The organism is Klebsiella sp. 1SOBk10mer (assembly GCF_046602535.1).
Classification (GTDB): domain Bacteria; phylum Pseudomonadota; class Gammaproteobacteria; order Enterobacterales; family Enterobacteriaceae; genus Klebsiella; species Klebsiella quasipneumoniae.
The window spans coordinates 288,556-314,407 of record NZ_JBKIUP010000004.1 but is presented as its reverse complement, the minus strand read 5'-3'; the positions used below and the strand labels follow the sequence as shown (position 1 = coordinate 314,407).

General features: G+C 62.0%; 24 protein-coding genes. 14 read left to right on the top strand and 10 right to left on the bottom strand.

Annotated features, from left to right (window positions below):
- Positions 1 to 163 precede the first annotated feature (163 nt).
- From ACLH1I_RS13890 to ACLH1I_RS13880, 3 genes are read left to right on the top strand one after another with little or no spacing between them, the layout of a single operon-like run.
- A complete protein-coding gene (locus ACLH1I_RS13890) occupies positions 164 to 1,258 on the top strand; it encodes an LLM class flavin-dependent oxidoreductase (RefSeq protein ID WP_014907086.1) in 1,095 nt (364 codons plus the stop codon).
- Between the two features lie 20 nt (positions 1,259 to 1,278).
- On the top strand, positions 1,279 to 1,902 hold the full coding sequence (locus ACLH1I_RS13885; RefSeq protein ID WP_048298064.1) for an NADPH-dependent FMN reductase: 624 nt from the start codon (positions 1,279 to 1,281) through the stop codon (positions 1,900 to 1,902).
- On the top strand, positions 1,877 to 4,321 hold the full coding sequence (locus ACLH1I_RS13880) for a beta-glucosidase family protein (protein ID WP_151629073.1): 2,445 nt from the start codon (positions 1,877 to 1,879) through the stop codon (positions 4,319 to 4,321). The genes ACLH1I_RS13885 and ACLH1I_RS13880 overlap by 26 nt, the downstream gene beginning before the upstream one ends.
- A 136-nt stretch (positions 4,322 to 4,457) precedes the next feature.
- On the opposite strand, the gene ACLH1I_RS13875 is transcribed toward ACLH1I_RS13880, so the two are convergent.
- The 8 genes from ACLH1I_RS13875 to ACLH1I_RS13840 all read right to left on the bottom strand — a co-directional run bounded on the left by ACLH1I_RS13875 (position 4,458) and on the right by ACLH1I_RS13840 (position 12,632).
- Entirely contained in the window at positions 4,458 to 5,768 is a 1,311-nt protein-coding gene (locus ACLH1I_RS13875; protein WP_043521376.1) for a carbohydrate porin, read from the bottom strand.
- 197 nt (positions 5,769 to 5,965) lie between these two features.
- The gene (locus ACLH1I_RS13870) at positions 5,966 to 7,168 is read right to left on the bottom strand and encodes an MFS transporter (RefSeq protein WP_225983764.1); all 1,203 of its coding nucleotides are present in this window, start codon (positions 7,166 to 7,168) and stop codon (positions 5,966 to 5,968) included.
- A 228-nt stretch (positions 7,169 to 7,396) separates the two neighbouring features.
- Positions 7,397 to 8,188, bottom strand: coding sequence for a cyclase family protein (locus ACLH1I_RS13865; protein ID WP_048325416.1), 792 nt, complete (start codon positions 8,186 to 8,188; stop codon positions 7,397 to 7,399).
- Between the two features lie 3 nt (positions 8,189 to 8,191).
- On the bottom strand, positions 8,192 to 9,175 hold the full coding sequence (locus ACLH1I_RS13860; RefSeq protein ID WP_062913721.1) for a fumarylacetoacetate hydrolase family protein: 984 nt from the start codon (positions 9,173 to 9,175) through the stop codon (positions 8,192 to 8,194).
- On the bottom strand, positions 9,153 to 9,512 hold the full coding sequence (locus ACLH1I_RS13855; protein ID WP_048295391.1) for a Rieske (2Fe-2S) protein: 360 nt from the start codon (positions 9,510 to 9,512) through the stop codon (positions 9,153 to 9,155). The genes ACLH1I_RS13860 and ACLH1I_RS13855 overlap by 23 nt, the downstream gene beginning before the upstream one ends.
- Positions 9,512 to 10,432: a VOC family protein gene (locus tag ACLH1I_RS13850; RefSeq protein WP_043521370.1), complete on the bottom strand. Its 921-nt coding sequence runs from the start codon at positions 10,430 to 10,432 to the stop codon at positions 9,512 to 9,514. The genes ACLH1I_RS13855 and ACLH1I_RS13850 overlap by 1 nt, the downstream gene beginning before the upstream one ends.
- A gap of 22 nt (positions 10,433 to 10,454) precedes the next feature.
- Complete coding sequence (locus ACLH1I_RS13845; protein ID WP_043521368.1) at positions 10,455 to 11,612, bottom strand: alpha/beta hydrolase family protein; 1,158 nt, start codon at positions 11,610 to 11,612, stop codon at positions 10,455 to 10,457.
- 120 nt (positions 11,613 to 11,732) lie between these two features.
- Positions 11,733 to 12,632 (bottom strand): LysR family transcriptional regulator, encoded by a 900-nt coding sequence (locus ACLH1I_RS13840; RefSeq protein ID WP_048325423.1) that lies wholly within the window; start codon positions 12,630 to 12,632, stop codon positions 11,733 to 11,735.
- Positions 12,633 to 12,816: 184 nt separating this feature from the next.
- Between ACLH1I_RS13840 and ACLH1I_RS13835 the strand changes: the two genes are divergently transcribed.
- Both ACLH1I_RS13835 and ACLH1I_RS13830 read left to right on the top strand, forming a co-directional pair.
- Positions 12,817 to 13,938 (top strand): FAD-dependent oxidoreductase, encoded by a 1,122-nt coding sequence (locus tag ACLH1I_RS13835; protein ID WP_096833937.1) that lies wholly within the window; start codon positions 12,817 to 12,819, stop codon positions 13,936 to 13,938.
- Between the two features lie 198 nt (positions 13,939 to 14,136).
- Positions 14,137 to 14,760: a hypothetical protein gene (locus ACLH1I_RS13830; protein WP_151629069.1), complete on the top strand. Its 624-nt coding sequence runs from the start codon at positions 14,137 to 14,139 to the stop codon at positions 14,758 to 14,760.
- Between the two features lie 195 nt (positions 14,761 to 14,955).
- On the opposite strand, the gene ACLH1I_RS13825 is transcribed toward ACLH1I_RS13830, so the two are convergent.
- Positions 14,956 to 15,867, bottom strand: coding sequence for a LysR family transcriptional regulator (locus ACLH1I_RS13825; RefSeq protein WP_004205760.1), 912 nt, complete (start codon positions 15,865 to 15,867; stop codon positions 14,956 to 14,958).
- Positions 15,868 to 15,982: 115 nt separating this feature from the next.
- Between ACLH1I_RS13825 and speB the strand changes: the two genes are divergently transcribed.
- The 9 genes from speB to ACLH1I_RS13780 all read left to right on the top strand — a co-directional run bounded on the left by speB (position 15,983) and on the right by ACLH1I_RS13780 (position 24,544).
- Positions 15,983 to 16,933 (top strand): agmatinase, encoded by a 951-nt coding sequence (gene speB / locus ACLH1I_RS13820; protein WP_004145693.1) that lies wholly within the window; start codon positions 15,983 to 15,985, stop codon positions 16,931 to 16,933.
- A gap of 10 nt (positions 16,934 to 16,943) precedes the next feature.
- Complete coding sequence (locus ACLH1I_RS13815) at positions 16,944 to 17,807, top strand: sugar phosphate isomerase/epimerase family protein (RefSeq protein WP_048325427.1); 864 nt, start codon at positions 16,944 to 16,946, stop codon at positions 17,805 to 17,807.
- Positions 17,804 to 18,892, top strand: a complete 1,089-nt coding sequence (locus ACLH1I_RS13810) for an isopenicillin N synthase family dioxygenase (RefSeq protein ID WP_096833926.1) — start codon at positions 17,804 to 17,806, stop codon at positions 18,890 to 18,892. The genes ACLH1I_RS13815 and ACLH1I_RS13810 overlap by 4 nt, the downstream gene beginning before the upstream one ends.
- Complete coding sequence (locus ACLH1I_RS13805; RefSeq protein WP_023318954.1) at positions 18,892 to 19,695, top strand: ABC transporter substrate-binding protein; 804 nt, start codon at positions 18,892 to 18,894, stop codon at positions 19,693 to 19,695. The genes ACLH1I_RS13810 and ACLH1I_RS13805 overlap by 1 nt, the downstream gene beginning before the upstream one ends.
- Positions 19,696 to 19,725: 30 nt before the next feature.
- Positions 19,726 to 21,246 carry an amino acid ABC transporter permease/ATP-binding protein gene (locus tag ACLH1I_RS13800; RefSeq protein WP_023318955.1) on the top strand — a complete coding sequence of 507 codons (1,521 nt, stop codon included), beginning with the start codon at positions 19,726 to 19,728 and terminating at the stop codon, positions 21,244 to 21,246.
- Positions 21,247 to 21,975, top strand: a complete 729-nt coding sequence (locus tag ACLH1I_RS13795) for a class II aldolase/adducin family protein (RefSeq protein WP_053810042.1) — start codon at positions 21,247 to 21,249, stop codon at positions 21,973 to 21,975.
- Between the two features lie 5 nt (positions 21,976 to 21,980).
- Positions 21,981 to 22,913, top strand: a complete 933-nt coding sequence (locus ACLH1I_RS13790) for a 2-hydroxyacid dehydrogenase (protein ID WP_064795142.1) — start codon at positions 21,981 to 21,983, stop codon at positions 22,911 to 22,913.
- Positions 22,914 to 22,973: 60 nt separating this feature from the next.
- Positions 22,974 to 23,768: an SDR family NAD(P)-dependent oxidoreductase gene (locus ACLH1I_RS13785; RefSeq protein WP_096833927.1), complete on the top strand. Its 795-nt coding sequence runs from the start codon at positions 22,974 to 22,976 to the stop codon at positions 23,766 to 23,768.
- A 155-nt stretch (positions 23,769 to 23,923) separates the two neighbouring features.
- Positions 23,924 to 24,544, top strand: coding sequence for a hypothetical protein (locus tag ACLH1I_RS13780; RefSeq protein WP_004205741.1), 621 nt, complete (start codon positions 23,924 to 23,926; stop codon positions 24,542 to 24,544).
- Positions 24,545 to 24,598: 54 nt separating this feature from the next.
- Here ACLH1I_RS13780 and ACLH1I_RS13775 read toward each other — a convergent pair whose 3' ends face one another.
- Positions 24,599 to 25,360, bottom strand: coding sequence for a transporter substrate-binding domain-containing protein (locus ACLH1I_RS13775; protein WP_032426131.1), 762 nt, complete (start codon positions 25,358 to 25,360; stop codon positions 24,599 to 24,601).
- Positions 25,361 to 25,852 lie beyond the last annotated feature (492 nt).

Genomic DNA, 25,852 nt, shown 5'->3' with positions numbered 1-25,852 from the left:
TGTATTGCAGTTAGCAACCGCGCTGCAAATTGCCCGCCCGACTCACTCGTGGGCCATGTGGCAAAAGTGTGATGGCGGTCATTTTCATTCTTTGATAAACAACTAGAATCATAATTCTAGTTCTATTTAATAATAACAACCACCACACAACCCAGGAGTTGCTATGCGTTTCTCTGTTTTCCTCGTCGGCCGTTCCACCGCCCCCGAGCAGGATCGTTTTGTCATGCAGTCGCTGATCGATCATGCGCGCCAGGCCGAAGATCGCGGCTTCGATGCGGTCTTTATGCCAGACCATCACTTCACCGGCTATGCGCCGATGTCCAGCGATCCGTTTGTCTTCGCCGCCTACCTGGCCGGCCAGCTGAAAAAGATCCACTTCGGCATGTCGGTGACCACCGTCCCGCTGCACCACCCGGTGCGCTTCGCCGAGCGCGTTAACCTGCTGGATCAACTCACCGAAGGCCGCCTGCTGGTGGGCATCGGCAGCGGCACCACGCCGGAAGAGATGATCGGCTTTGGCGTGAACTACAAGGACGCCTCCAGCCTGCTGCAGGAGAACCTCGATCTGGTCCAGCGGCTGTGGGAGAAAAATATTGAAGACGATCCGATCATCTTCGAAACCGGCCACTATAAGGGCGCGGTGGTCCAGCGCATCGTTCCTGCCCCCTGGCAAAAACCCTTCAACCGCATTATGCCGGTGGCGCTGCGTGAAACCAGCATGCAGCGCGCCGCCGACAACGGCTGGCCGGCCTTTATTCCCGCGTTTACTCCGCCGATCCCGGCCAGCAACGATCCGTTTGGCCAGCTGACCCACTATTTCACCCGCTACCGCGATGCCCTGCTCAACGCCGGCCATAGCGACGAGGTGGTGAACCACTGCCTCTCGTGGACCACCCACACCTGGCAGTGCGTCCATATTGCCCCCACCGACGAGCAGGCCCGCGAAGAGATGCTGCAGATCATGGGCTGGTACCAGCAGGCCATCGACCGGGAATATGAGTACAACAAGCGGGCGGAAGAGTTCAGCGGCGTTACGCTGCACCGCCATCCGGACTGTTTCAGCGAAGAGTGGATCAAAACCTGGTGCCTGTACGGCAGCCCGGAGACCGTCGCCGAGGAGCTGGAACGCCATCAGCAGCTGGGCATCGGCAACGTGCTGCTCGGCTTCACCAACGGCCCGCTGACCGAGGAACGCCTGCGCCTGAGCCAGCAGTCGATCTCGTTGTTTGCGGACCAGATCCTGCCGCGCTTTCGCTAATCCGACCGGGAGATCCTGCTATGAATAAGCCTGCTTTCTCACGCCCGCCGCTGCTGATCGGCATCGGCGGCACCACCCGCCCGGGCTCCAGCACCGAGCGCGCCCTCGCCGCCGCGCTGGCCCACGCCCGCACGCTCGGCGCGCAGACCCAGCTGTTCGGCGGCGCTGAACTGGCGGCCCTGCCGCCGTTTAACCCGGAAGTCACCACCCGCACGCCGCAGGAAACGGCGTTTGTCGACGCCGTGCGCCAGGCCGACGGCATTCTGCTGGCCTCGCCGGGCTACCACGGCGGGGTGTCTGGTCTGGTGAAGAACGCCATCGACCTGCTGGAAGATTTGCGCGGCGACAGCCGGGTCTATCTTGATGGCCGGGCGGTGGGCTGCATCGTCACCGCCGCCGGCTGGCAGGGTTGCAACACCACCCTCGGCGCCATGCGCGGGATCGTTCACGCCCTGCGCGGCTGGCCGACTCCGCTGGGGGTGACCCTCAACACCGCCGGCGTGTCGCTGTTCGACAGCGAGGGCCGCTGCACCGACGACGCGGTCCAGCGCGCGCTGGCCACCGTAGCCGAACAAGCGCTGGCCTTCGCCCCCGCCGCCCCCTTACGGAGACATGCCGATGCCTGCGCTCAGTCTGTCGCTTAGCGTTGCCGAAAAAGCGCGGCTCACCGCCGGGATGGGGATGTGGTCCACCCACCCTATCCCCCACTCCACGCTGGGTTCAGTCACCCTGTCCGACGGCCCGATGGGGATCACCGGCGGCCGGGTTGACGAGCGGGATATTGCCCTGCTCAGCCCCTGCGGGCTGGCGCTTGGCGCCAGCTGGGACCGCCAACTGGTCAGCCGGGTTGGCGGCGTCATCGGCGAGGAGGCGCTGCGCACCGGAACACAGGCGCTGCTGGCGCCTAACCTGAACCTGTTGCGCAGCCCCCTTGCCGGCCGCGCGTTTGAGCTTTTCGGCGAAGACCCGCGGCATATCGCCGAGCTGGGCGCGGCGTGGATCGACGGCGTCCAGCGTCAGGGGGTGGGCTGCATCGTCAAGCATATGGTCTGCAATGATTCGGAAACCGATCGGCGGACCATGAACGTGGTCGTCGATGAAGCCACCCTGCGCGAAGTCTATTTCTGGCCGTTCGAAGTGGCGGCCAGCCGCGGCGTCTGGGGCATGCTGACCGCCTATAACCGGGTGAACGGGATCTATTGCGCCGAGCAGCATCAGGCCATCAGCCAGTGGCTGAAGCGCGATCTCGGCTGGGACGGGCTGGTGATGTCCGACTGGTTCGGCACCCAGAACGGCCCGGCCAGCTTCCGCGCCGGGCTGGATCTGGAGATGCCGGGCCCGGCCCGCCATATGGGCGAGCGACTGCTGCCCGCGCTGATGGATACCGACAGCGACGCCCGGCGGCTGGACGATGCCGCCGTCCGGCTGGCGCGGCTGGCCGAACGGGTCAGCCATCCCCTGCCCTGGGATGGCTCTGCCGCCGCCGAGGCGCAGCGGCGTCACACCCTCGAAGAGGCGGCGGCGGCGGGGTTTGTCCTGCTGCACAATCGCCAGCGGCTGCTGCCCCTCGCCGCGCAGGCGGGACAGCGGCTGGCGGTGATTGGCCCCAACGCCACGACGCCCTGCTTCCAGGGCGGGACCTTTGCCAGAGTGGCGCTGATGCCGGGACTGATCTCTCCTCTGGAGGCCATTCGCCAGCGCTTTTCCGCCGCTGGGGTCGAAATAAGCTATGCCCAGGGGGTGGAGAGCGATTACCGCATCCCACCTCTGCATCATTTGCCGCTGCGCACCGCCGCCGGCGAGCGCGGCCTGGACGTTGCCTACGCCACCGCTGACGGGGGCGTGGTTCATCAGGAGGTGCGCGACGCCTCCTCGCTGATCTGGTTCCGCGATATGCCGGGCGTCGGCGACATGCTGCGCCTGACCGAACGCGCCACCGTGACGGTAAGCTGCCAGTTCACCGCGCCGGTGAGCGGCCGCTACGGCTTCTGGATCGGCGGCACCGGGGAGATCGCCCTCCAACTGAACGGCGAGCGCGTGGCGACCTTCAACGGCGAGGCGCTGGAGGGGGATATCATGGGCAAGCTGATGCAAGCCCCGCATACCCGCCTTGAATTTCCGCTGCAGGCGGGGGAAAACCTGACCTTCCGGGCCGAGATGGCGCTGGGCAGCAGTATCGCCCACGGCATCTGGTTCGGCTGCCAGCCCCCTCAAACCATCGACCTGCTGCAGCAGGCGGTCGACCATGCCCGGGCGGCCGTCAGCGTGGTGCTGGTGATAGGCGAAACGGCCGATGCCGGTCTGGAGAGCATCGACCGGGACGCTACCGCGCTGCCGGCGCATCAGGTTGCCCTGATCCGCGCCGTCTGCGCGGCGAACCCACGCACGGTGGTGGTGCTGAATGTCGCCCATCCGGTGGATACCGGGTGTCTGGCTGACGCGGCGGCGGTGATGGTCGTCTGGTATCCTGGCCAGGAGTTTGGCCCGGCGCTGGCCTCGGTGCTGGCCGGGGATCGTGAGCCTGGCGGTCGCCTGCCGGTCACCTTCGCCCAGCGCCTGGACGACTATCCGGTACGCAGTCTGACGCCGGACGCCGCGGGGGATCTCTGGTATCACGAGCGCCAGCAGGTAGGCTATCGCTGGTTTAACGCCCGCGAACGCCCCGCCGCCTGGGCCTTCGGCCACGGTCTGGGGTATGCTGATATCACCCTGATCGCCGCTGCGCTGACAGGCGACGAGGTGGACGCTCTGCAGCTGCGCTGCCGGTTGGAAAACCGCGCCGCCCGCGCCGGGAAAGCAGTGGTCCAGCTCTACCTGCGGGGGCCGGAGACGGCCTGGTCGGCGCTGGCGGAGTTTGCGGCGGTCAGCGTCCCGGCGCACGACGAGGCCGCCCTGACCCTTGGCCTGCCGCGTCACGCGCTGCAGCGCTGGCAGGTGCCTGCCCAGGAATGGCACCTGGCCAGCGGCCCCTGGCAGCTGGCGGTGGGTTTCGCCAGCGACGATATCCGGGCAACCTTTGACTTCGTGCTAACTCCCGACGGGAAAATCAGCCACCGGGGCTAAGCCCGGACCGATGGCAAAGAGGGTCGGCAACGTGCCGGCCCTCTTTTTTTATTCCTGCGCCAGCCGGTTCGCGATAAAAAAACCGCCCGGCGGTAGCGTACCGACGGGCGGGGTTAAAATCCTCGGACGGTCTGTGTCAGAAGTTCCAGTACATCGAGGACTGCCAGAGGACCGCCGACTCATGCTTCGGCACCAGCGTCGGGTTATCCTGCCAGGTGATACCGTTGATCCAGTAAATACCTTTCGTCACGCGCAGGGCGTGCGACAGGGAGATGGCGTTGATGCTCTGCGGCGCCTCCATTCCCGCCTCGCCGACATAATCGCGGAACTTCTTACTGATAAAGGAGCGGGTGTAGCCCAGCGAGGTCATATCCTGCTCGCGGCCGGGAAACAGGCCGATGTCAAAGAAGGTCACCTGGAAGTCGCTGGTGTAAGCATTGCGATCGTCCGGAGCATAGTCCGCTTTCACATCGAGATACAGCCCCAGCGGAAGCCCCTTTTTCGGCTGGGTCAGCTGCATGGTGTTGGCGACGTAGAACGCATAGTTACTGCTGCTGTCGCCGGGCTGGTCAAAATACTGGTAGTGCGAGGTGTTATAGATAGCCCCGGCGCGGAACCACAGCGAGCGCTGCGACTCGCCCGCCGCCTGCTTAAAGCCAAACTCGTTTACCAGGATCGGGTTGGCGCCATCGACGTGCCATTTCAGCCCCGAGGGGTTCTGCTCCACGTCGTCGAGGTGTCCGGCAGGCGACATACTGCGGCTGACGGCAAAGTTGTTATAGAATTTCTTATCGCTGTCGCGGACGATGGCGGTGAAGGTCGGCGTCGGCGCATTGAGGCTGATCCCCACCTGCACCGGTATCACGCTGGTCGGCCCCAGCGCGGCTGAGGAGGAGTTGCCCCCCAGCACCATGCCGTAAAACTGACGAATTAACGGATAAAAACCATACTGCAGCTCCAGCTGGCCGTTTAATAAGGGCTGGTTCACCGCCAGCACCGCAATATTATGCAGTTCCGGATAGCTGTCATGATAATTCGAGGTCGCCCACTGGGGAGAAAAAGTAAATTGCGCGTCTTTGCTAAAACCAATTCGACTTAAATCATAGGTGACGTTCAGCGACATATTTTGTGACCAGGTAAAATTCTGCCCGGCATATTGTTGCGGGTCGGCGGACTGGCCTTTCAGATCGTACATCACCATCGGGTTCCAGCTTAACTGGACACCCCAGCCACGGTCGGCCAGCGCGCTGCGAAAGCCGCCAATATCGCCGATGAGCGATTCGCAGGTCGACGGAGGGCTGACAACCTGCGCTGAGCGGGTATTCAGTTTATCCAGTTGCTCACAGGTCCAGGTATCGGCCAGCGCGGTGCTGGAGAATATCGCCAGCGTCAGCGCCGAAAGTGGAAAAACTATTTTCTTACTTACGTCGGTACAGCAGAGACTCATAATAAACCCTCATTTTTATTTTTTGCAGGTAAGATGCGCCATATCGTGAAAAATAAATTGGTCACAATATGTTTATTAACAGGGATTAATTAGGCTGAAAGTTAACGCTAAATAAGGTGTACGCTTTTTCTAAATAATGGCCTCCCCTTCCCGCCGGAAGACCGGCGGGCGTGTGGTAATGATGTCGTCAGGTGAAATTAACGAGCCAGCGCGCGGCGGCCCCCCATCCGGGCGCTGGCGATACCCGTCGCGCCGGCGATAGCCAGCGTCAGCAGCGCAAACAGCAGCAGGCTGTCCTGCATGCTGCCGGTCATGCCATTCAGCAAGGTCATCAGAACCGGGCTGATGAACATGCCGAGGAAAAAGAAGGTGTGCCAGATGCCGATCCCCGTCGCCCGGTGCGGCGCCGGCAGGGCTTTCATCATCCAGGCCAGCATCAGAGGGATCAGCATTCCGTTACCGACCTGCGCGACGAACGCTGCCGCCACGCCGGCCAGCGGATTGTGGGCCACGGCGATAAACAGCAGCCCGAGGCCAAAAATGGCGTAAAAAAGGAAAAACTGCCTGTCGACGCGCTGCCTGGCGTTGCGGCCATACAGCCAGGCGCCCAGCGGCACGCCAATGCCGGCAACGGCGGTAGCGATGCCAATCTGGCTGCTGGAGGTCAGCCCGAGCTGACTGAACACCTGGCTTATCTGCAGCGGTTCGAGAAAATAGAGGATCGCGCTGGCGAGGGTAATCAGGCCGATCGCCGCCATTTTGCGCCGTGGAAAAGCGACAGCCTCCTCGCCAGCGACACTGTCCACGCGACGGCGCGTCGCTGGCTCTGCGGTGAACAGACACAGGCCGATAAAGACCGGGATCGCCAGAGCATACAGGTAGATCGGACCATACCAGCCCTGGGTTCCCAGCAGGCCAGCCCCCAGCACGATCAGCGTCGACAGTATCGACCCTATGCCGCTCTGCACCGCCAGCCATTTGCTACGCGCCTCACCGGTAAAGTAGTCGCCAATCAGCGCATTGGCGGTGGTAAGAATAAAGGCGTCGGCAATGCCCATCACCAGCCGCGCCAGCAAAATGGCATACAGATCGTCGAGCATCACCGGCAGCAGGCCAAACCCCGCGTACAGAGCGGTGGCGGCAATCAGCAGGCGGCGACGGCTCAGGCGATCGCCTACCATCCCCGCCAGCGGAGCCAGCAACGCCATGCTCGCCGCCGGTATGGTGATGATCATCGGCACCAGCAGCTGGGCGTGCGGCTGCGCGGCAAAATGACTGAACAGGAGCGGCATCACCGGCAGCATGGTCAAGGTCCCCATGATCGGCAACAGTGCCGCCAACATCAGTAACATCGCCTGTACGGCCCCCGCCTCGCGCGGGGTTGCTGAAACCTTGTGCATCACCATCTTCCGCTCTCCGTCACTGCTCTTTATTTAGAATATGAATTACAGTTCTATTTTTTATCGGTAAAGAAAGGCGTTTTACGCCCCGGCTTAATGGCTGGAAACGCATCAGCGAACTCAGCACATATACCGTTCTACCCTACCGGATGCAGGTGGCATGGACTGCGATTGCTATCACAATTAATACAATGCATTCACATTAAATTAACATAATCATCGACGCCTTCAGGCGTCGACAATCGCCACCGCGCGAATAAACCCGGCCGAGCCGCGGCGGATCTTGTAGGGAAAACAGCTCACCCAGAAGCCGTGGTCGGGAAGCTGCTCCAGGTTACTCAGCTTCTCCATTTGCCCATAGGCGATCTCCCTGCCGGCTTTATGCCCCTCCCAGATCAGCCCGGCGTCGCCGCTGGCCTGAAAGCGTTCGCGGGTAAAGTGGAAGGGTGCATCCCAGCTCCAGGCGTCGGTGCCAACCACCCGTACCCCCTGCTCCAGCAGCCACAGCGTCGCCGCCCGGCCAATGCCGCAGCCGCGCTGCAGGTAATCCGGCTGGCCGTAGCGGGCGCCGGCCGCGGTATTGATCAACACAATATCCAGCGGCGACAGGCAATAGTCTATTCGCGCCAGCTCGCGCTGCAGATCCTCCGGCTGCAGGATCGCCCCGTCGGCGACATGGCGAAAATCCAACCGGACGCCGGGGCGCAGGCACCACTCCAGCGGCAGCTCATCGATGCCAAACGCCGGTTCGCCGCCGTTGGTGGTCGAGCTGTAGTGCCAGGGGGCATCCATATGGGTGCCATTGTGCGGCGTCACGGTCAGGCGCTCCGAGGCCCAGGCCTCCTCTCCCGGCATCTGCGCTTTTTCCAGCCCCGGGAACATCGCCGCCATTTCCGGCCATCCCTGCTGATGATCCTGATACTCAATGCTCGGCAGCAGCGGCGGCGGATCGGTCCAGGGATTGTTGTCCAGGCTGACGGAGAGGTCGACCAGCCGACGCCCCTGTAAAAGATTGATCATGGTTTACTCCGTTAACATCACAACGTGTTGATCCAGTACGCCAAACAGCGGCCGGCCATCGGGGGCGTGGGCTTCCATCGTCACCCGCTCCCCCGGGGATAAAAACGGCGTGCGCGGCTCGCCGAAGGCCAGCATCTCTATGGCCCGCACCTCGGCGATACAGCTGGCGCCGCGGCTGGCATCCGGCCCGGACACCGTGCCGGAACCCACCACCGTCCCGGCGCGCAGACGGCGGGTCTGCGCCGCATGGGCAATCAGTTCGCCAAAATGGAAATGCATCTCGCTACCCGACTGGCAGCCAAACGGCTTGCCATTGCGGGTTACCTGCAGCGTCAGCACCGCCCGCCCGTGCTGCCAGGCCTGTCCCAGTTCATCCGGGGTAAGGGCCACCGGTGCAAAGGCCGAGGCGGGTTTGGCGTGAATAAAACCAAACCCGGTCTGCATCTCGCGCGGCGCCAGCGCCCGCAGACTGATATCGTTAAGCAAGACGATCAGGCGGATACAGCTCAGCGCCTGTTGCGGCGAGCAGCCCTGCGGCACCTCGTCGACGACTACCGCGAACTCGCCCTCAAAGTCGAGGCCATCCTCGACCCGGCGGCAGACTATCCCGGCGTGGGGGGCAAGAAAGTCGTCCCCGCTGCCCTGATACATCAGCGGCGTCTGGTCGGCGCCGGCAATCGGCGGCAGGTGAAAGGCCCGCTGCATGCGCTCGCCATGGCTCAGGAAGGCCGAACCGTCCAGCCACTGCCACGCCCGGGGCAGCGGCGCCATCAGGCGCCGGGGATCATAGGGCTGCGCCGCCGGATAGCGGCGCGCATTGAGCGCCTGATAGCGCGCCTGCAGCGCAGGCCACACCCGCGCGGCCTGCTCCAGCGCCTGCTGAAGCGTCGGAGCGATGTCCGCCGCATCGGCCATCAGCGTCAAATCGCCTGAGACCACCACCAGGCAGCCGTCGCGTTCACCGTTATCTCGTGTTGCCAGTTTCATGACCTGCCTCCTCCAGCAGACATAGCCAGCCGTCGACGTCCACGTCGCCAGCCAGCGGACTCAGACGTTGTCCAGCGCAGGCGCCCTGCACGCAGAGGCCGCTGTCCGGCATAAAAATCGCCCCGTGGGCGAAGCAGACCAGCCGGTCGCCCCGGGCGTTGAGAAAAGCGTCCTGCCGCCAGTTCATCGGGGTATCGAGATGCGGACAGCGGTTGCGCCACAGATAGAGCGTTCCCTGATAGCGGCAGGCAATCACCGTCGCCTGCCCACTGCCCGTGGGGTCAAATCCCCGCGCCTGGCCCTCAGCCAGGCTGTCGGCACGGCACAGGCGAACCATCAGCGGGCGTTATCCGGACCGGGAGCCCACTTCTCGCGATACCCCAGCAGGAAATATTGCGAGTTATCGGCCCCCGGCAGCGCTTCGCGCGGCTGCCAGTGGTCATCGTGCTGATCCATATCGGCGTCGTATTCGATGTGACACCCGAGCGGGCTGTTGAAGTACCAGAACCAGTTCGATCCCAGCTGATGGCGCCCCGGCCCCCAGAAGGTCTGATACCCCTTCTGCTGAAAGCGGCTGCCGGCCATCATCAGCTCGGTGGGGCCGCCGAGATGAAAGGTAAAGTGTTCAATACCGGTCATAAACGGCGGGGCCTGGATCAGAAACAGGGTATGGTGATCCTGAGTGCCGGCGGGCCGCAGGAAGGGGCCAACGTGGGTGAAGCGATCGGTACAGACAAAGCCCAGCCGTTGATAGAAGGCTTCCGCGCGCGCGGCGTCCGGCACAAAATAGACCACATGGGAGAGCGAGCGCGGCTCTGCCGCCATGTCAGCGCTGGCCCCGGTCTGGTTGACCGGCCGCCCGGCGCGATCCCCCGGGGCGTTGATTTTCTCCCCTTCCCGCTGCAGCGGCTGGCGCTGGCTGACGCGAAACCCGAGGGCAAAGCCGGCATCATCGACGCAGCGCAGCACGCCGTCGGCGCCAAGTTTCACCTCGCGATCGCGGCGCAGCGTCTCGGCAATAGCCTCAAGCGTGGCGCTATCCGCCACGCCATAGACGGTTTCCCGCAGCTGGCTGCCGCTGGGCAGCGCCGCGGGCAGCGACGGATCGTCACGTCCCCGCAGCAGCACCCCGGTGCCATCCAGCGCGCTAAAGAAACCGTTCTCCTGCTCGCGTAAACCGTAGTCGATAAGAAACTGTCGACAGCCCGCCAGGTCATCGACGCCAAATACCAGATAATCCGGACCAAGAATATTCATCGCGGTTGTTCCTTATGCGTGTTCAGGCCACCCGGCCGCCGAGGGCTTCCGCCACCCAGTCAGCGATGTAGTGCCCGGCGTTAATTGAGTTGTCGAAGCTGGAGTGCTGCACACCGCCCTCGCGGTCAGTGAAAATTTTCAGCTCGCGGCGCGGGCTGTTCACCAGCTGGTCGTAGGTGCGCTGCGCCCATTTCACCGGGATCTGCGAGTCCTTTTCACCATGGGTGACGAGAAAAGGCACCCGTATACGGTCAAGAATGCCGTCGAGATGGACGTTCTCCGCGATGCGCATAAAAGCGTCGATATCCTCGCCGCCCCACACCCAGCGCACGTGCTGCCAGTAGTGTGGTACCGGAAAATCCCCTTCGCGTTCGCGGCGGCGCTGCTGTACCTCCCGCCAGTCGTGATTGGCGCCCCACACCACGCCGCAGGCGAAGCGCGGCTCAAACGCCACCGCCCGCGGGCAGTAATAGCCGCCCAGCGAGACCCCTTCCATGCCGATGCGCCCGGCATCCACCTCCGGGTGCTGTTCCAGCCAGTCAACGATCCGGCTGGCCCAGTGCTCGCTGTCATAGCGGGCTTGCATGCCGTGAAGACGCAGCGCTTCGCCGGTTCCCGGCTGGTCGACCACCAGCGAGGAGACCCCGCGCCGCGCCAGCCACTGCGGCAGCCCCACCAGATATTTCATCTCTTTGGTGGAGTCGAGACCGTTGACCTGCACCAGCAGCGGCGCGCGGCCGGTCGCCCCTTCGGCGCGGACGTAAAGCGCCGACAGGGTTTTGCCCTCGTAGGGGATAGTCACCCGCTGACAGTTGGCATGGGTATGGTGCAGCCCGGCGGCAAAGACATCGAGAAAGCGGCAGTACAGCGCATCGCGGTCCGGCGCGCCATGCGCCTGCAGGCGCTCGCAGGTCAGGTAATAGTTGGCCGCCCGAAGATACTTCTCTCCTGCCGACAGCCGCCGTCCACGCGCCTCATCTTCGCCGGCCAGCGCGCATAATTTATCGGCCATGCGGGACCAGGTTTCCCGGAACGCGCGGGTGCCTTCGGCGTCGGGATGCTCGGACGCGGCCAATAGCGGCGCGCACATCTCTTCGATCTCACCGATGCGGGCGCCCATCTCGATGGAGAGATCCACCGACAGGTTCCAGACATAGTTTTTAGGGAAATAGCGAAACATAGGGTCATCCTTCAACATTCAGTCGCAATCGCTGTAGCGCAGGCACTGTCACATAAAGCACCTGCGGGCGACCAATCATGTCTCAGGATGTCAGGTATCGACGGGAACAATACCAGTGGGTTAGCGTGCGCTGGCGACGATTTTCGCTTTCAGCCAGCCGAAGATAGGATCGTTATCCAGCGAGCGGTGCCAGCCGATAAATTCGCGCATCACCGGCAGCGTCACCGGGACCGGGAAAAGACGCAGCGGCAGCATCGCCGCGTACTGCTCCGCCAGCCGCCGGTGCAGCGTGGCGATCCGCGAGGTGCCGATCAGCAGCTGCGGAACGCAGTGGTAGCTGTGGGTCACCACCTCGATACGGCGGCTGAGCCCCGACTCGGCAAACAGATTGCCCTCCAGCCCCGGCTGCCGCTCGCGGCCAAAGACCACCGACACGTGCCCCAGCTGTTGCCAGGCATCGAGGGTCAGCGCCTCGCCGGTGTGGGGATTATCCGCCCAGGCCAGGCAGACAAACTCTTCGTCAAACAGCGCTTCGGCGGGATGGTCGGCGGCCATAAAACGCTCCGGCGCCACGATGATATCCAGCTCGCCGCGGTTGAGCATGCCGGTGGACTGGGCGTCCGGCGAGAAAAACTCAAAGGTCATATTCGGCGCCTGCAGGTGTACCGCCTGCAGCGCATCCTTCAGCATCACGTTGATCACGTAATCCGAGGCCATAATGCGGAAATGGCGCTTGCTGGTTGCCGGCTCATCCACCGGCCGGCGGGCAATGGAGGTCTGAATTTTCATCAGCACGTCGCGGACCGGCTCCCGCAGCTCTTCCGCCAGCGGCGTGGGCCGCATCTTTCTGCCCACCTGGGTGAGCAGATCGTCCTCAAAGTAGGTGCGTAGCCGGTTGAGCACCCCGCTGGTGGCAGACTGGGTCATATGCAACCGGCCCGCGGCGCGGGTGATGTTCTGTTCATCAAGTAACACATCCAGTGCCACCAGTAAGTTCAGATCAAGATGTTGGTAACGCATGGGTCCCCCGGCGAGAAATGGCGTGCTTATCCTGTGGCTGAATTTAACTTTTCTGCAACTTTTTGTTTTCAATTTCCACGGCGATATCGTTTTTTGCGATAGCGATCATTCTTTATCGCGATTAGTCAGCGCGCCGCTGGCCTGGTTAACGTCCTTACTCTGTACCCTGGAGAAAACAGCTACGATGAACATCAATAACACATTAATCGTTGGCGGCGGCATCGGCGGTCTGTGTACCGCCATCGCCCTCCGCCAGGCCGGCGTCGCCGTCGATGTCGTAGAGATCCAACCGCAGTGGCGGGTCTACGGCGTCGGTATCATTCAGCAGAACAATGTCGTGCGCGAAATGCAGCGGCTTGGGGTGCTGGAACGCTATCTGGACGCCGCCTGGCCGTTTGACAGCGTCTCGGTGCACACCCTGAGCGGCCAGCAGCTAGCCAGCTTTCCCGGCCAGCGGCTGGCCGGTGAACAGTTCCCGGCCAACGTCGGCATCTCCCGCCTGGCCCTGCACAACGTACTCTGTTCCACCGCCCGGGAGCTGGGGGTCCGACTGACCACCGGCGAGAGCATTGACGCCTTCCGTCAGGTTGACGATGCGGTTGAGGTGAGCTTCAGCCGTGGCGGTCAGGGGCGCTACGATCTGCTGGTGGGCGCCGATGGGATCTACTCCCGGGTGCGCGGCATGCTGTACGGCGAGCGCTATCGCCCCCGCTTTACCGGTCAGGGCGTATGGCGCTACAACTTTCCGCGACCGCCGGAGGTGGACCATCTGATGTGCTTTATGGGCGAGAGCTGCAACTGCGGGCTGGTGCCGCTGGGGGACGATCTAATGTATCTGTTTATCACCTCCCACGAAGCGGATAACCCCCGCTACGCCCGCGATCAGCTGGCGGCGGAGATGCGCCGCCGTCTGCCGCCCGGCGCGGGGTTGCCGGGCAGCCTGCACGCGCATATCGTTAACAACGACGAGGTCGTCTATAAGCCGCTGGAAGAGCTGTTCGTCGACGATCCCTGGTATCAGGGACGCATCGTGCTGGTGGGCGACGCGGTTCACGCTACCACTCCGCATCTCGGTCAGGGGGCGGGCATGGCGATTGAGGATGCCATCGTGCTGCGCGAAGCGCTGCAGCAGACCGACAGCGTCGCGGCCGCGCTGGCGCACTTTGACGCCCGCCGCCGGCCGCGCTGTCAGCAGATCTGGGCCGCCTCGCTGCAGGTGGGCGAGAGCGAGATCCACCGCGATCGCCATTTTGACCGCCAGCGGGCGATCGGCGATATGATGACCCTGACGGCGAAGCCGATATAAGCCCTGCCCGGCGCCCTCCGCCGGCCACGCTGGCGGATTATTCCCCGGTTCATTGGCCGGCACTCCCCTTTCACCCGCCGCTAATCCCTTGTCAACGACGATATTCTTCTCGCGCAGTATCATATTTGACACCCCTGAGCTCCCATGGCTAAGGTATATTTCAGTGCTCCCCTTAATCATGGAAAGGAATATACGGATATGAATATTCTCTCGGCAGAGTTTTTCAAATACGCGATCGCGATTATCCCGCTGATTATTCAAATTTTTGCCGTGCGTTCTGGCTGGGTATTCCCTAAAGATAAAATATTCACCTCGCGCAAAAACATCAGTGAGTTCGCCGCTGCGCTGCATAAAAATAGCGACGATCCCGATCTGCAACGGATCGCGTACGAATATGGTATCGCCGCGCTGACCAAAGATAAAAACCTGACCATGGAACAACGAAAAATACTGTTGAAATGCAAAAATCCGGTCAGCGATATTGATAATTACAGCAAATGCCAGCATTTAATTTCCGTCAATAATGAAAAGCGGATATTCAAATGGAAAAAGCCGGGCTATCGCTTCTGGCTCTATCGCAAATGCGTCGAAGTCATCAGTCTGGCGCTCTATTTTATTGGCGGCTTCTTAACGGCTCTGCCTTTCCTGTATGAAGGCCTCGCCAGCCCGGCGGTGATTGAGCGGATTAATCATTTATCCCGTCTGCAAAAATTCTGTATGGCAAGTTATCTGTTCGCCTGTGGGGTTTGTCTGGCGCTGATCTGCCTGCATAAACTCTCCACCCTCTCGATCGCGGAAAAAACCATCAAAGCGAATCGCTAACCCGCCCACCGCCCGGCGACCTGTCCACATCAGCGGCCCCTAACCCTGTGGATAACCTGGAGGCAGTTGTCCGGCAGCCGCAGCCCGGGCGGGCTACCGGCTGCCGTTCGTTTTTTGAACAGGGAAACCGCCCCCGCCGGGCAGCGCGCTTAGCGCGAAAACCGCCACCACGGCGGAGGAAAGCGCCCGCCCCGCTTAATAATTCCACTTCGGCCGCGCCACCGTGTTCTTCTTCAGCAGATCGCGGAACGCTTTCAGATAGGGTTCATTGCTGCGCCCGCGCTTACAGATAGCCGAGAACGGCGACTGAAAGCCAAACTCGTTGGGCAGCAGCACCCGCAGGCGGTTCTCTTTGATCCACGGCCAGGCGTAATGCTCCGGCAGATAGCCAATATATTTTCCCGAGAGGATCAGCAGCAGCTGGGCGTCGACGGTCTCAACGGTGGCGCTGCCTTTGCTGAAGCCCCGGCGGCGGAGATCGCTGGTGTTCCAGTAGCTGCGGGTCACCAGCGGGCACTGACTGATCTGCTCTTTATCGAGCTGGCGGCTGAAGAACATCGGGTGCAGATCGCTGCAGTAGAGCCAGTGCTGCTCGCGGTACAGCGGCTCGCTGATGATGTTATGCACCTGCGAGTTGTAGCTGCCGATGGCCAGGTCGATATGGTTGTTCAGCACACCGTTCAGTTGCTCCGCCGGGGTGCGAATAATCAGTTTGATATGCACATGGGGAAATTTGTCGCTGAAGCTGCGCAGAACCACCGGCAGCGAGAGCGCCGTTTCGGTCTCGATGGAGTCGAGCGTCGAGATGCACAGGGTGCCGCTGTGCTCACCTTTAAGCAGGGCCGACTGCCGCTCCAGTTCATTGAGTTCACTCAGCACGCGGATCGCCTGCTGTAAAAACTGCTGTCCTTTTTCCGTTAAGGAAAAGCCGCCGCGCCCGCGCTGACAGAGGGTGAAGCCGAGCTGTCCCTCCAGTTGCGACATCGCATTGCTGATGGCGGAGACCGAAATGCCCAGCTCCTGCTGGGCCCGGCTGTAGCTCTCCAGGCGCGCCACCGCCTCGAAAACCTGCAGCTGGCGAATATTGAGGCTGGCGTCATTATGCATCGTATTTAGTTCACCAATAAATGAACTGAGTATTTACGCCAGACGATGTAAAGTCCAGCGCGGGTTGCGCACTATCTCTCCTGTTACGTTTCATCCGTCAGATTCAGGAGCAGACATGGATAACCTCTTTCACCAACCGCAGGGTGGCAATGAGATGCCACGCTTCGCCGGCCGCGCCACGATGATGCGCCTGCCGTTTATCGAAGATTTACAGGGACTTGATGCGGCGTTTGTCGGCATTCCGCTGGATATCGGCACCTCGCAGCGCTCAGGTACGCGCTACGGACCACGCTATATTCGCGCCGAATCGGTGATGATCCGTCCGTACAATATGGCGACCGGCGCCGCGCCGTTCGACTCGCTGTCGGTAGCCGACATCGGCGATGTGCCGATCAATACCTACAGTTTGCTCAAATCGGTGCAAATTATTGAAGATTACTACACCGGTTTGAATAGTTATCCGCTGATCCCCCTCACCCTCGGCGGGGACCACACCATTACCCTGCCCATCCTGCGGGCGCTGACCAAAAAACATGGGCCGGTGGGGCTCATCCACGTCGACGCCCATACCGACACCAATGATGAGATGTTCGGTGAGAAAATCGCCCATGGCACTACCTTCCGCCGCGCCGTTGAGGAGGGACTGCTCGACCTCAAACGGGTGGTGCAGATTGGCCAGCGCGCCCAGGGCTACGCCGCCGGCGACTTCCAGTGGGGCGTTGACCAGGGCTTTCGCCTGGTGCAGGCGGAGCAGTGCTGGCATACCTCGCTGGCGCCGCTGATGGCCGAAGTCCGCCAGCAGATGGGCGACGGGCCGGTGTATCTCAGCTTTGATATCGACAGCCTCGATCCTATCTGGGCTCCGGGAACCGGGACGCCGGAAGTTGGCGGTCTGACCTCCATTCAGGCGCTGGAGATCGTCCGCGGCTGCCGCGGCCTGAACCTGATCGGCGCCGATCTGGTGGAGGTCTCGCCCCCCTACGACGTGAGCGGTAATACCTCCCAGCTGGCGGCCAACCTGCTGTACGAGATGCTCTGCGTCCTGCCCGGCGTGAAGTACGCCTGAGGAAGCCGCCATGGAGCTGAAATGCTTTCGCACCCTCTGGGGAGTGACGACCCCCTGGCCGCAAACGCTGGATGAACTGCAGCGCGTCGGCTGCTGCGGTATCGAAGCCCGCGTCCCGTTGACGGCGGAGGAGCGGCGGCAGCTCGCCGACCGCCTGCAGGCGTCGGGGCTGGAGTATATCGCCATCCTCTTCAGCGGCGGTGGGGTGCTCCCCGCCCAGCATGAAACGCCGGAACAGCATCTGGCGCGCCTGCAGACCCGCTTCGCCGAGGCCAGCGGTCTCAACCCGCGCTTTGTCAATCTGCTGGCGGGCAACGATCGCTGGCCGCTGGCGCAGCAGGTCGATTTTCTCGGCAGGGCGCACGAGCTGGCCGCCGGGTTTGGGTTGACCTGCAGCTTTGAAACCCATCGCGCCACCTCGCTGTACAGCCCGTGGCTCACCCTGGAGATCGTTCAGCAACTCCCCCAGTTGCGCTTTACCGCCGACATCAGCCACTGGGTGGTGGTTAGCGAGCGCTTGCTGGATGACCCCTGCGATGACTTCAGCGCCTTTATCGACCGCGTGCATCACGTGCAGGCCCGGGTGGGCTACGACCAGGGGCCGCAGGTGCCGCACCCGGCGGCGCCGGAATATCAGCCGGCGCTGGCCTTTGCCGAGCGCTTCTGGGAGCAAATCTGGCATTCACAGCGCCGGCGCGGCTATCAGCAAACTACCCTGACGCCGGAGTTTGGCGCCGACGGCTATCTGCACCACCTGCCGTTCACCAACGTTCCGGTGGCCGATCTCTGGTCGCTCAACGCCTGGATGGCCGCGCGCCAGCAGGCCCACTTTCAGCAGTTTTTAACGCTCACTGAACAGGAACCGCAGCCATGACCGCCGTGAAGCACGCTTTTACTGAACTCCCGACCATCGATATCCGCGATCTGGCCGGCGACGATCTCGCCAGGCGCCAGGCGGTGGCCGACGCCATCGGCCGCGCGGCGCGCGAGGTGGGCTTTTTCTACATCACCGGCCACGGCATCGACCCGGCGCTGATCGCCGGCGTCCGCGAGGCGGCGAAGCAGATCTTCGCCCTGCCGATGGAGGAGAAGATGAACTACTACATCGGCCGCTCCAAAAGCCATAAGGGCTACGTCCCGGAAGGAGAAGAGATCTACGGCGCTGGCAAGCCGGACCATAAAGAGGCGTTCGATATCGGCTTCCAGGCGGCGGACGACCATCCGCTGGTGCTCGCCGGTACGCCGCTGATCGGCGCCAACGAGTGGCCCGATCTGCCGGATTTCCGCGCGCGGGTGCTGGCCTACTACGATGCGGTCTTCGCCCTCGGCCACCGCCTGTTCGACGCTTTCGCCCTCGCGCTCGGCCTGCCGGAAGGGTATTTCAAACCGATGGTGTCTTGCCCGCCGGCTAAGCTGCGGCTAATCCATTACCCGTTTGACGCCAGCGTCGAAGATGTTCCCGGAATTGGTGCACACACCGACTATGAGTGCTTCACCCTGCTGCTCGCCGACCAGCCCGGACTTGAAGTCCTCAATGAAGAAAGCATGTGGATCGACGCGCCTCCTGTCACGAACGCCGCCGGAGAAGAGGCGTTCGTGATCAATATCGGCGACATGCTGGAAGTGCTCAGCGCTGGCACATTTGTTGCTACAGCCCACCGGGTGCGCAAAGTGCCGCAGGAGCGGTACTCCTTCCCGCTGTTTTTCGCCTGCGATTACCACACGCTGATCCGCCCGCTACCGACCTTTCTGGCCGCCGGCGAAGCCAGCGAATATCAGGAGCTGAGCATCGGAGAGCATATGTGGAGCCAGGCGCTGCAAACCTATCGCTATCTGCGCGAGAAGGTCAATCGCGGCGAGCTCCAGCTGCCGGAGCGCGCGCGCGGCACCAATACCTTTGGCCATTTGAAAAAACAGGCACAGCAAAAAAACCCCCTAACCCCCCGTGAGGAACCATGATGACTAGCACCCTGAAAAAAATCTCGCGCCGCGTCGCGCTTACCCTCGCCGTCAGCGCCTGTTTCTCCTCTGTCACCCAGGCGGCGGAACTGCTGACCGAGGGCGTCTTTAAGGTGGGGATGGAGGTTACCTACCCGCCGTTTGAGTCCTATGACAGCAATAACAACATCGTCGGTCTCGACCCGGAGTTCGCGACGCTGATCGCCGAGCATCTGCAGGCCAAACCGCAGCTGATCGACACCAAGTTCACCAGCCTGATCCTCGGCATCGGCAAGAAATATGACGCGGTGATCTCCGGGATGTACGTGACGCCGGAACGCCAGAAGCAGGCCGACGCCATCCCTTACGCCCTCTCCGGCGCGTCGATCATCGCCCTGAAGGGCGGCGCGGTGCAGCCGAAAACCGAAGATGAGCTGTGCGGCGTGAAGGTCGGTCTGCAGGCAGGCACCACCTGGGTGACCAGCCTGAAAAAACACTCCGATGAGTGGTGCCTGAAAAACGGTAAACCGGCCATCACCATTCAGGAGTTCCCGACGGCGCCGGAAGCCTCCCAGGCGCTGCTGTCGAAGAATATCGACGCCCAGCTCGAGATCGCCCCGGCGGCGCAGATTATCGTCGATAAGAGCCGCGGTCGCCTGGCGATAAGCTCGACGCGCCTGGTCTACCCGCTGCCGCTGGGGATCTACGTCGCCAAAGGTAACACCGAGCTGGCGGAGGCGATTAAGGCCACCCTCGCCACGCTGAAAGCCAACGGCAAATATGCCGCGCTGATCAAAAAATACAACTTAGAAAGCATCGATTAAGACAATAAGCACTGCGCAACAGGAGTCGGTATGGCGTTCGATTGGGGATACTTTTTTTCATTGTTTAGCATTGGGGCATTCTGGCAGGCGTGCGTGACCGTGATCGTGGTCAGCACCTTGTCCTGGGGGATCGGCCTGGTGGTCGGTTTTCTGCTAGCCTGCGCGAAGCTCTCGGCGCCGCGCTGGATCAAGATCCCCGTCGAACTCTATATCTGGTTTTTCCGCAGCGTGCCGCTGATGGTGCTGCTGGTGTTTGTCTACAACCTGCCGCAGCTGTTTCCGGTGACCCAGCCGCTGCTCGGGGTGCCGTTTATCGCCGGGCTGGTGTCGATGACCGTCACCGAAGCGGCCTATATGGCGGAGATCCACCGCGGCGGGCTGTTGTCGGTGGCCAAAGGGCAAAGCGAGGCGGGCCATGCGCTGAGCTTCAGCTTTATCGGCATCCAGCGGCTAATTATTATTCCTCAGGCGTTTCGCATCTCGCTGCCGACGCTGATCAATGAATACATCACCATCATTAAGCTGAGCTCGATTCTGTCGGTGGTCTCCTTACCCGAGCTGCTGCTCACCGGCCAGCGCTTGTACGCGCAAAATTTCCTCGTGATGGAGACGCTGCTGGCGGTGGCGGTGTACTACGTCATGGTGGTTACCGTCTTCACCTGGCTGTTCCGGGGGCTGGAGAATAGCCTCGATATTCAGCGCAAGCGTCCGCAAACCCTCAGCGAGGCGGAATGCCAGGCGCTGCGCCAGAGCCTGCCGGCGCTGACGGAGGAGATCAAAACTCCGGCCGTCAACGGCGCGCCGCCGGCGCTGGATCTGCGGGGCATCCGCAAATCCTGGGGTCAGCATGAGGTGCTGAAAGGCATCGACCTACAGGTGGAGAATGGGGAGGTGATCAGCATCATCGGCCCGTCCGGCTCAGGCAAAACGACCCTGATCCGCACCATCAACGCCCTCGAAAGTATTGATGGCGGGGAGATCATTCTCTACGGCGAGGACTACCTGAAAGGCGGAGCCATCGTCGATAAACGCCAGATGCGCGCCGGGGTGCGGCGTATCGGCATGGTCTTCCAGAGCTTCAACCTGTTCCCCCACCGCACGGTGCTCGACAACGTGATGCTGGCTCCGCGCTACCACCAGCTGCTGGATCAGCCGGTCGCCCGCGAGCAGGCCCTGGCGCTGCTCGACCGCGTCGGTCTGCTGGCCCACGCCCACAAATACCCCGGCCAGCTCTCCGGCGGCCAGCAGCAGCGCGTGGCGATCGCCCGGGCGCTGGCGCTGAAGCCGGACATCATGCTGTTTGACGAACCGACCTCAGCGCTGGATCCCGAGCTGGTGGGCGAGGTGCTGAAGGTCATTCAGTCGCTGGCCCGCGAAGGCATGACCATGCTGATTGTCACCCACGAGATGGATTTTGCCCTGTCGATTTCCGACCGCGTGGTGCTGATGGAGAACGGCGTGGTGCAGGCCGACATCGCCCCGCAGGTGATCCGCAGCCCGCTGGAGGCCCCTTCTCTGCAACGAATCCGTGAATTTATGGGAGTACGCTAAATGGCAACTGAGCAACACCTGCGCCAGCAGTTGGCCGCCGCCTACCGGCTGGCGGCGCTGTTCGGCTGGGAGGATACCCTCTACACCCACTTCTCCGTGCGCTTGCCCGGCGATGGCGAGCCGCGTTTTTTAATTAACCCCTTCGGCATGATGTTTGACGAAGTCACCGCCAGCAACCTGATCGTGGTGGATATGCAGGGCAAGGTCGTCGAGGGCGACGCGCCAGCTAACTCGGCGGGCTTTACCATCCACAGCGCGGTGCATATGGCCCGGGAAGACGCCCACTGCGTGATCCACACCCATACGCTGCCGGGAATGGCGGTGGCCGCCTGCGAGGACGGCCTGCTGCAGCTTAACCAGATCAGCACCGAGTTTTACCAGCGCGTCGGCTACCATCCCTATGAAGGGGTGGCCTTTGACCTCGACGAACGGGCGCGCATCCAGCGCTCGCTGGGGAATAATATCGCCATGATCCTGCAGAGCCACGGCCTGCTGTCGGTGGGCCGCACCGTGGCCGATGCGTTTTACATCATGTACTACCTGAACCGCGCCTGCGAGATCCAGATGGCCACCGCCCAGCTGGCGGCCCTCAGCCCGATCCACACCATCGCTCCGCACCTCAGCCAGCACGCCTGCGAGCAGCTGATGGGCGTAGAGCATGAACGTCAACAGGTCTGGCAGGCGTGGCTGCGCCGTCTTGACCGTCTCGATACCTCTTACCAAGACTAACGCCTATGTCTGATATCACTATCGTTGTGGATTGTAACGACGCGGATTTCGCCCGCGATATTTGCGCCGCCCTGCAGCAGTTTCCCGACGTCACGGCGCTTCTGCCCCATCACCAGGCGGCACGCGACGCCCAGTACGCCAGCTGCTGGTTCCCGGACCCGCAGCTGCTGAGCCGCTCGCCGGGGCTGAAGCTGATCCAGGCCGCGTCCGCCGGGGTCGATCATCTGCCGCCCGCGCTGTTCGCCAGCGAGATCCCGCTGTGCCGGGTGATCGATGAAGATTTTCGCCACGGCATGTTCGAATATGCTCTGTGGAGCGTCCTGTGGTTTCAGCGCCATTTCGACCGGGCGCTGGCCCACCAGCGGACCCAAACCTGGAAGCTCTATCCCCAGCGCGCCGCCGCCGACTTCCATATCGGCATTATGGGGCTCGGCGAAATTGGCGGCTATATCGCCGACCAGCTGGCCCGCCTTGGCTATCGGGTCTCTGGCTGGTCGCGCAGTGAAAAGCAGCTGGCTGGCGTCACCTGCTATCGCGGCGCGGAGGCGCTCGACAGCTTCCTCGGGTCGCTTGACGGACTGATTAACCTCCTGCCGCTCACCGCGCAGACCCGGGGTATCCTCGCCGCGCCGCTGTTCAGCCGGCTTCCCGCCGGAGCGGTATTAATCAACTGCGGGCGCGGAGAGCATATGGTCAATGAGGATGTGCTGGCGGCGCTGGAGAGCGGCCAGCTCGCCGGCGCGGTGCTCGACGTCTTCCCGCAGGAGCCACTGCCGGCTGACGATCCGCTGTGGCGCCATCCGCAGGTGGTGATCACCCCGCATATGGCCTCTGCTGCCCCTGCCGAGGTGATCGCCCGCCAGCTGCTGGAGAACATTCAGCGCCAGCGTCGCGGGCTGCCGCTCAAAAACCTGGTCAATAAGCACGCCGGTTACTGATCCCCACCGATACCGTCGCTGCTACGCTTAATGGGTGATTCACAACCAGAAGGCAGGAACATGAAGATTGATTTATCGGGGAAAGTCGCGCTGGTCACCGCCTCCACGGCGGGTATTGGCTTTGCTATCGCCAAAGGCCTGGCGGAGAGCGGCGCAGAGATCATCATTAACGGGCGCAGCGAGCAGAGCGTGAACGCCGCCATCGCTCGTCTGCAAAATGAGGTGTCGGGCGCGAAGGTGCGACCCGCCATCGCCGACCTCAGCGGTGCCGACGGCGCAGCCCAGCTGCTGCGGGCGGTGACCAGCGTCGATATCCTGGTCAATAACGCCGGGATCTATGGCCCGCAGGATTTCTACGCCACCGACGACGCGACATGGGACAACTACTGGCAGACCAACGTCATGTCCGGCGTACGCCTGTCGCGGGGGCTGCTGCCGGCGATGGTCAGCAAAGGCTGGGGACGGGTGGTGTTTATCTCCTCGGAATCGGCGCGCAATATCCCGGCGGATATGATCCACTATGGCGTCACCAAGACCGCCCAACTGTCGCTGGCCCGCGGCCTGGCGAAATATGTCGCCGGCAGTGGAGTGACCGTTAACAGCGTTCTGCCGGGGCCGACGATTTCTGACGGCTTTGCCGAAATGCTGAAAGACGAAGTGGCGAGAACCGGCCAGTCGCTGGAGGAACTGGCGAAAGCGTTCGTCATGACCCACCGTCCGAGTTCGGTGATCCAGCGGGCGGCCTCGGTGGAAGAGGTCGCCAATATGGTGGTCTACGTCTGCTCGCCGCAGGCGTCGGCCACCTCCGGCGCCGCGCTGCGCGTCGACGGCGGCGTGGTGGATGATATTCTCTGACGCCTCTCATTCAGGGGAGTCCCCCTCCCCTGTCGCCTTTCCCGGCGCTAAAAAGCGCAAAATGTTAAAAAACAGCCGCAAAGTCGCACAAAGTGAACAGGAACATGTATTCCCAAAACTTATGATATTTGTTTTAACTATAAGTTGTGGTGTTAATGTCTCTGTTACGAAGCTTGCTTTTCTTTCTCGGCGCGGCGGTCGCAGCCGCTCTCGCGGTACTCTGCCTGTGGGTGGATATTCGGGTATTTGGCAACGACATCCCGGAGGTGTCGCTGACTGAAGTGGTGCAGGAGAGCGTGCTGGCCGTCATCGTACTGGTTCACTTCCTGCTGGCGCGCAACTACCCCCACTTACGCTACAGCAATATCCTCATCGGCGGCTTCTTCCTCGCCATGCTGATCCGTGAGCTGGATGGCCTGTTTGATTTACTTTCCCATGGCAGCTGGGTGTGGTTTGCCCTGCTGGCCACCGCGGGGTCGCTGCTGGCGCCGCTGCGCCATCTGCGTCAGACCCTGTCGCAGCTGGCGGCTTATACCCGCACGCCCTATTACGGCATGATGATCAGCGGCCTGCTGGCGATTCTGGTCTTCTCGCGGCTGTTCGGCATGCACGGCCTGTGGTACGCCGTACTGAATGAGAACTTCGCCCGGGTGGTGAAAAATACGGTGGAGGAAGGCAGCGAGTCGTTTGGCTATATGCTGTGCCTGACCGCCACCCTCGGCTACGCCTGCTACTTCCGCGGTCTGGCGCGACAGGCGCTGTCGCCGCAGGGCTGACTGCGGCCGATAACCACCGCCGGACGCGCCCGCCGGCGGTGACGCGCCGCCGCGTTAACCGCGAATTTTCCACTTCCGTTTGAGAACCTCTTTGTCCTGGCTATCCAGCCACTGGTTCACTTTCTCCAGCAGCGCCGGATTATCTTTACTCATCATATACACCTTATCGCTGGCGGTGCCGGCGAACGGCGTCTCGTTGGCGACGCAGAACACGCCGGGCTCTTTGCTCTGGTAATAGTCGCCTTCGATCAGATCGGTCACCATCATATCGGCCGTTTTCTGCCGCAGCGCCTCCAGATTATCGACGTTGTTCTGTACGCGAATAATCTGCGCCTGCTTAATATGCTCATCGACAAAGCTCTGGTTTGTGCCGCCAGGGTTGACGACCACCTTCACCTCCGGACGGTCAATCTTCTCCAGCGATCCAAGCCGTGGCGCAGCCTGACAGTTGGCTAAGGCGATTTTACCGTTCGCCACCACCGGGTGGCTGAGGGCGAAGTCCTTCGCCCGCGCCGGCGTCTGCGTCACGCCGCCCATCGCAATATCGAATTTGTCCGCCTGCAGATCGGCGGCGAGCGCGGGCCAGCTGGTGTAGACGAAGCTCACCTTCAGCCCCAGCGTGCGCCCGAGATCGCGGGCCATGTCGACGTCATAGCCCTGCAGCTCGCCGGCGGCATTGCGAAACGCCAGCGGGGCGTAGTCGCCCGGCACGCCGACCTTCAGTTCACCGCTGCGCTCGATGGTTTGCATATCGCGCGCCTGGGCGCCGCAGGTCATTATCGCCAGCGTCAGCGCCAGCCCCACCGTCAGTTTCATCTCGCCATCCTTATTGTTATCGGGTTTGCGCGCCGGGGTGGCGGGCCGCTTCTCAGTCAGCACCCTCCGCCGCGCGTAACAGGGAATTCATCCTATTTTTAAATTCCGGGACATACAACCCGGCGTGGCGGTTGCCGATCGCAAATCTGACAACGAAACAGGGCTATCGCCCGGTGAATGATTTCTCATCCGCCGGGCGTAGCCTTACGCCAGCGATCGTATTTTCCAGCCTGACGTGATGTCGAAATTAGGTTCAAAAACAGCAGCAGGAAAAATCTAACTCATTGTATTAAAATAACAAAACATTTTATCTCGCGATATCCCCCCTTCCACTCTGGTCATTGTCCGTCTTATTTACTCCGCTATTTCCCCACGCTAATATCCCGGTAAAGCGATAATAAATAACATGCGCAGATTATTTCCAGACGTAAATAAATTGGTAAGTTAAATAAATTAATTAAAAACATATCCAGTGCAAATAATTCCCCCCTG

Coding starts and splice junctions, on each gene's coding strand:
- ACLH1I_RS13890 (WP_014907086.1), top strand. CDS start 164: ATGCGTTTCTCTGTTTTCCTCGTCGGCCGTTCCACCGCCCCCGAGCAG.
- ACLH1I_RS13885 (WP_048298064.1), top strand. CDS start 1,279: ATGAATAAGCCTGCTTTCTCACGCCCGCCGCTGCTGATCGGCATCGGC.
- ACLH1I_RS13880 (WP_151629073.1), top strand. CDS start 1,877: ATGCCTGCGCTCAGTCTGTCGCTTAGCGTTGCCGAAAAAGCGCGGCTC.
- ACLH1I_RS13875 (WP_043521376.1), bottom strand. CDS start 5,768: ATGAGTCTCTGCTGTACCGACGTAAGTAAGAAAATAGTTTTTCCACTT.
- ACLH1I_RS13870 (WP_225983764.1), bottom strand. CDS start 7,168: ATGCACAAGGTTTCAGCAACCCCGCGCGAGGCGGGGGCCGTACAGGCG.
- ACLH1I_RS13865 (WP_048325416.1), bottom strand. CDS start 8,188: ATGATCAATCTTTTACAGGGGCGTCGGCTGGTCGACCTCTCCGTCAGC.
- ACLH1I_RS13860 (WP_062913721.1), bottom strand. CDS start 9,175: ATGAAACTGGCAACACGAGATAACGGTGAACGCGACGGCTGCCTGGTG.
- ACLH1I_RS13855 (WP_048295391.1), bottom strand. CDS start 9,512: ATGGTTCGCCTGTGCCGTGCCGACAGCCTGGCTGAGGGCCAGGCGCGG.
- ACLH1I_RS13850 (WP_043521370.1), bottom strand. CDS start 10,432: ATGAATATTCTTGGTCCGGATTATCTGGTATTTGGCGTCGATGACCTG.
- ACLH1I_RS13845 (WP_043521368.1), bottom strand. CDS start 11,612: ATGTTTCGCTATTTCCCTAAAAACTATGTCTGGAACCTGTCGGTGGAT.
- ACLH1I_RS13840 (WP_048325423.1), bottom strand. CDS start 12,632: ATGCGTTACCAACATCTTGATCTGAACTTACTGGTGGCACTGGATGTG.
- ACLH1I_RS13835 (WP_096833937.1), top strand. CDS start 12,817: ATGAACATCAATAACACATTAATCGTTGGCGGCGGCATCGGCGGTCTG.
- ACLH1I_RS13830 (WP_151629069.1), top strand. CDS start 14,137: ATGAATATTCTCTCGGCAGAGTTTTTCAAATACGCGATCGCGATTATC.
- ACLH1I_RS13825 (WP_004205760.1), bottom strand. CDS start 15,867: ATGCATAATGACGCCAGCCTCAATATTCGCCAGCTGCAGGTTTTCGAG.
- speB (WP_004145693.1), top strand. CDS start 15,983: ATGGATAACCTCTTTCACCAACCGCAGGGTGGCAATGAGATGCCACGC.
- ACLH1I_RS13815 (WP_048325427.1), top strand. CDS start 16,944: ATGGAGCTGAAATGCTTTCGCACCCTCTGGGGAGTGACGACCCCCTGG.
- ACLH1I_RS13810 (WP_096833926.1), top strand. CDS start 17,804: ATGACCGCCGTGAAGCACGCTTTTACTGAACTCCCGACCATCGATATC.
- ACLH1I_RS13805 (WP_023318954.1), top strand. CDS start 18,892: ATGACTAGCACCCTGAAAAAAATCTCGCGCCGCGTCGCGCTTACCCTC.
- ACLH1I_RS13800 (WP_023318955.1), top strand. CDS start 19,726: ATGGCGTTCGATTGGGGATACTTTTTTTCATTGTTTAGCATTGGGGCA.
- ACLH1I_RS13795 (WP_053810042.1), top strand. CDS start 21,247: ATGGCAACTGAGCAACACCTGCGCCAGCAGTTGGCCGCCGCCTACCGG.
- ACLH1I_RS13790 (WP_064795142.1), top strand. CDS start 21,981: ATGTCTGATATCACTATCGTTGTGGATTGTAACGACGCGGATTTCGCC.
- ACLH1I_RS13785 (WP_096833927.1), top strand. CDS start 22,974: ATGAAGATTGATTTATCGGGGAAAGTCGCGCTGGTCACCGCCTCCACG.
- ACLH1I_RS13780 (WP_004205741.1), top strand. CDS start 23,924: ATGTCTCTGTTACGAAGCTTGCTTTTCTTTCTCGGCGCGGCGGTCGCA.
- ACLH1I_RS13775 (WP_032426131.1), bottom strand. CDS start 25,360: ATGAAACTGACGGTGGGGCTGGCGCTGACGCTGGCGATAATGACCTGC.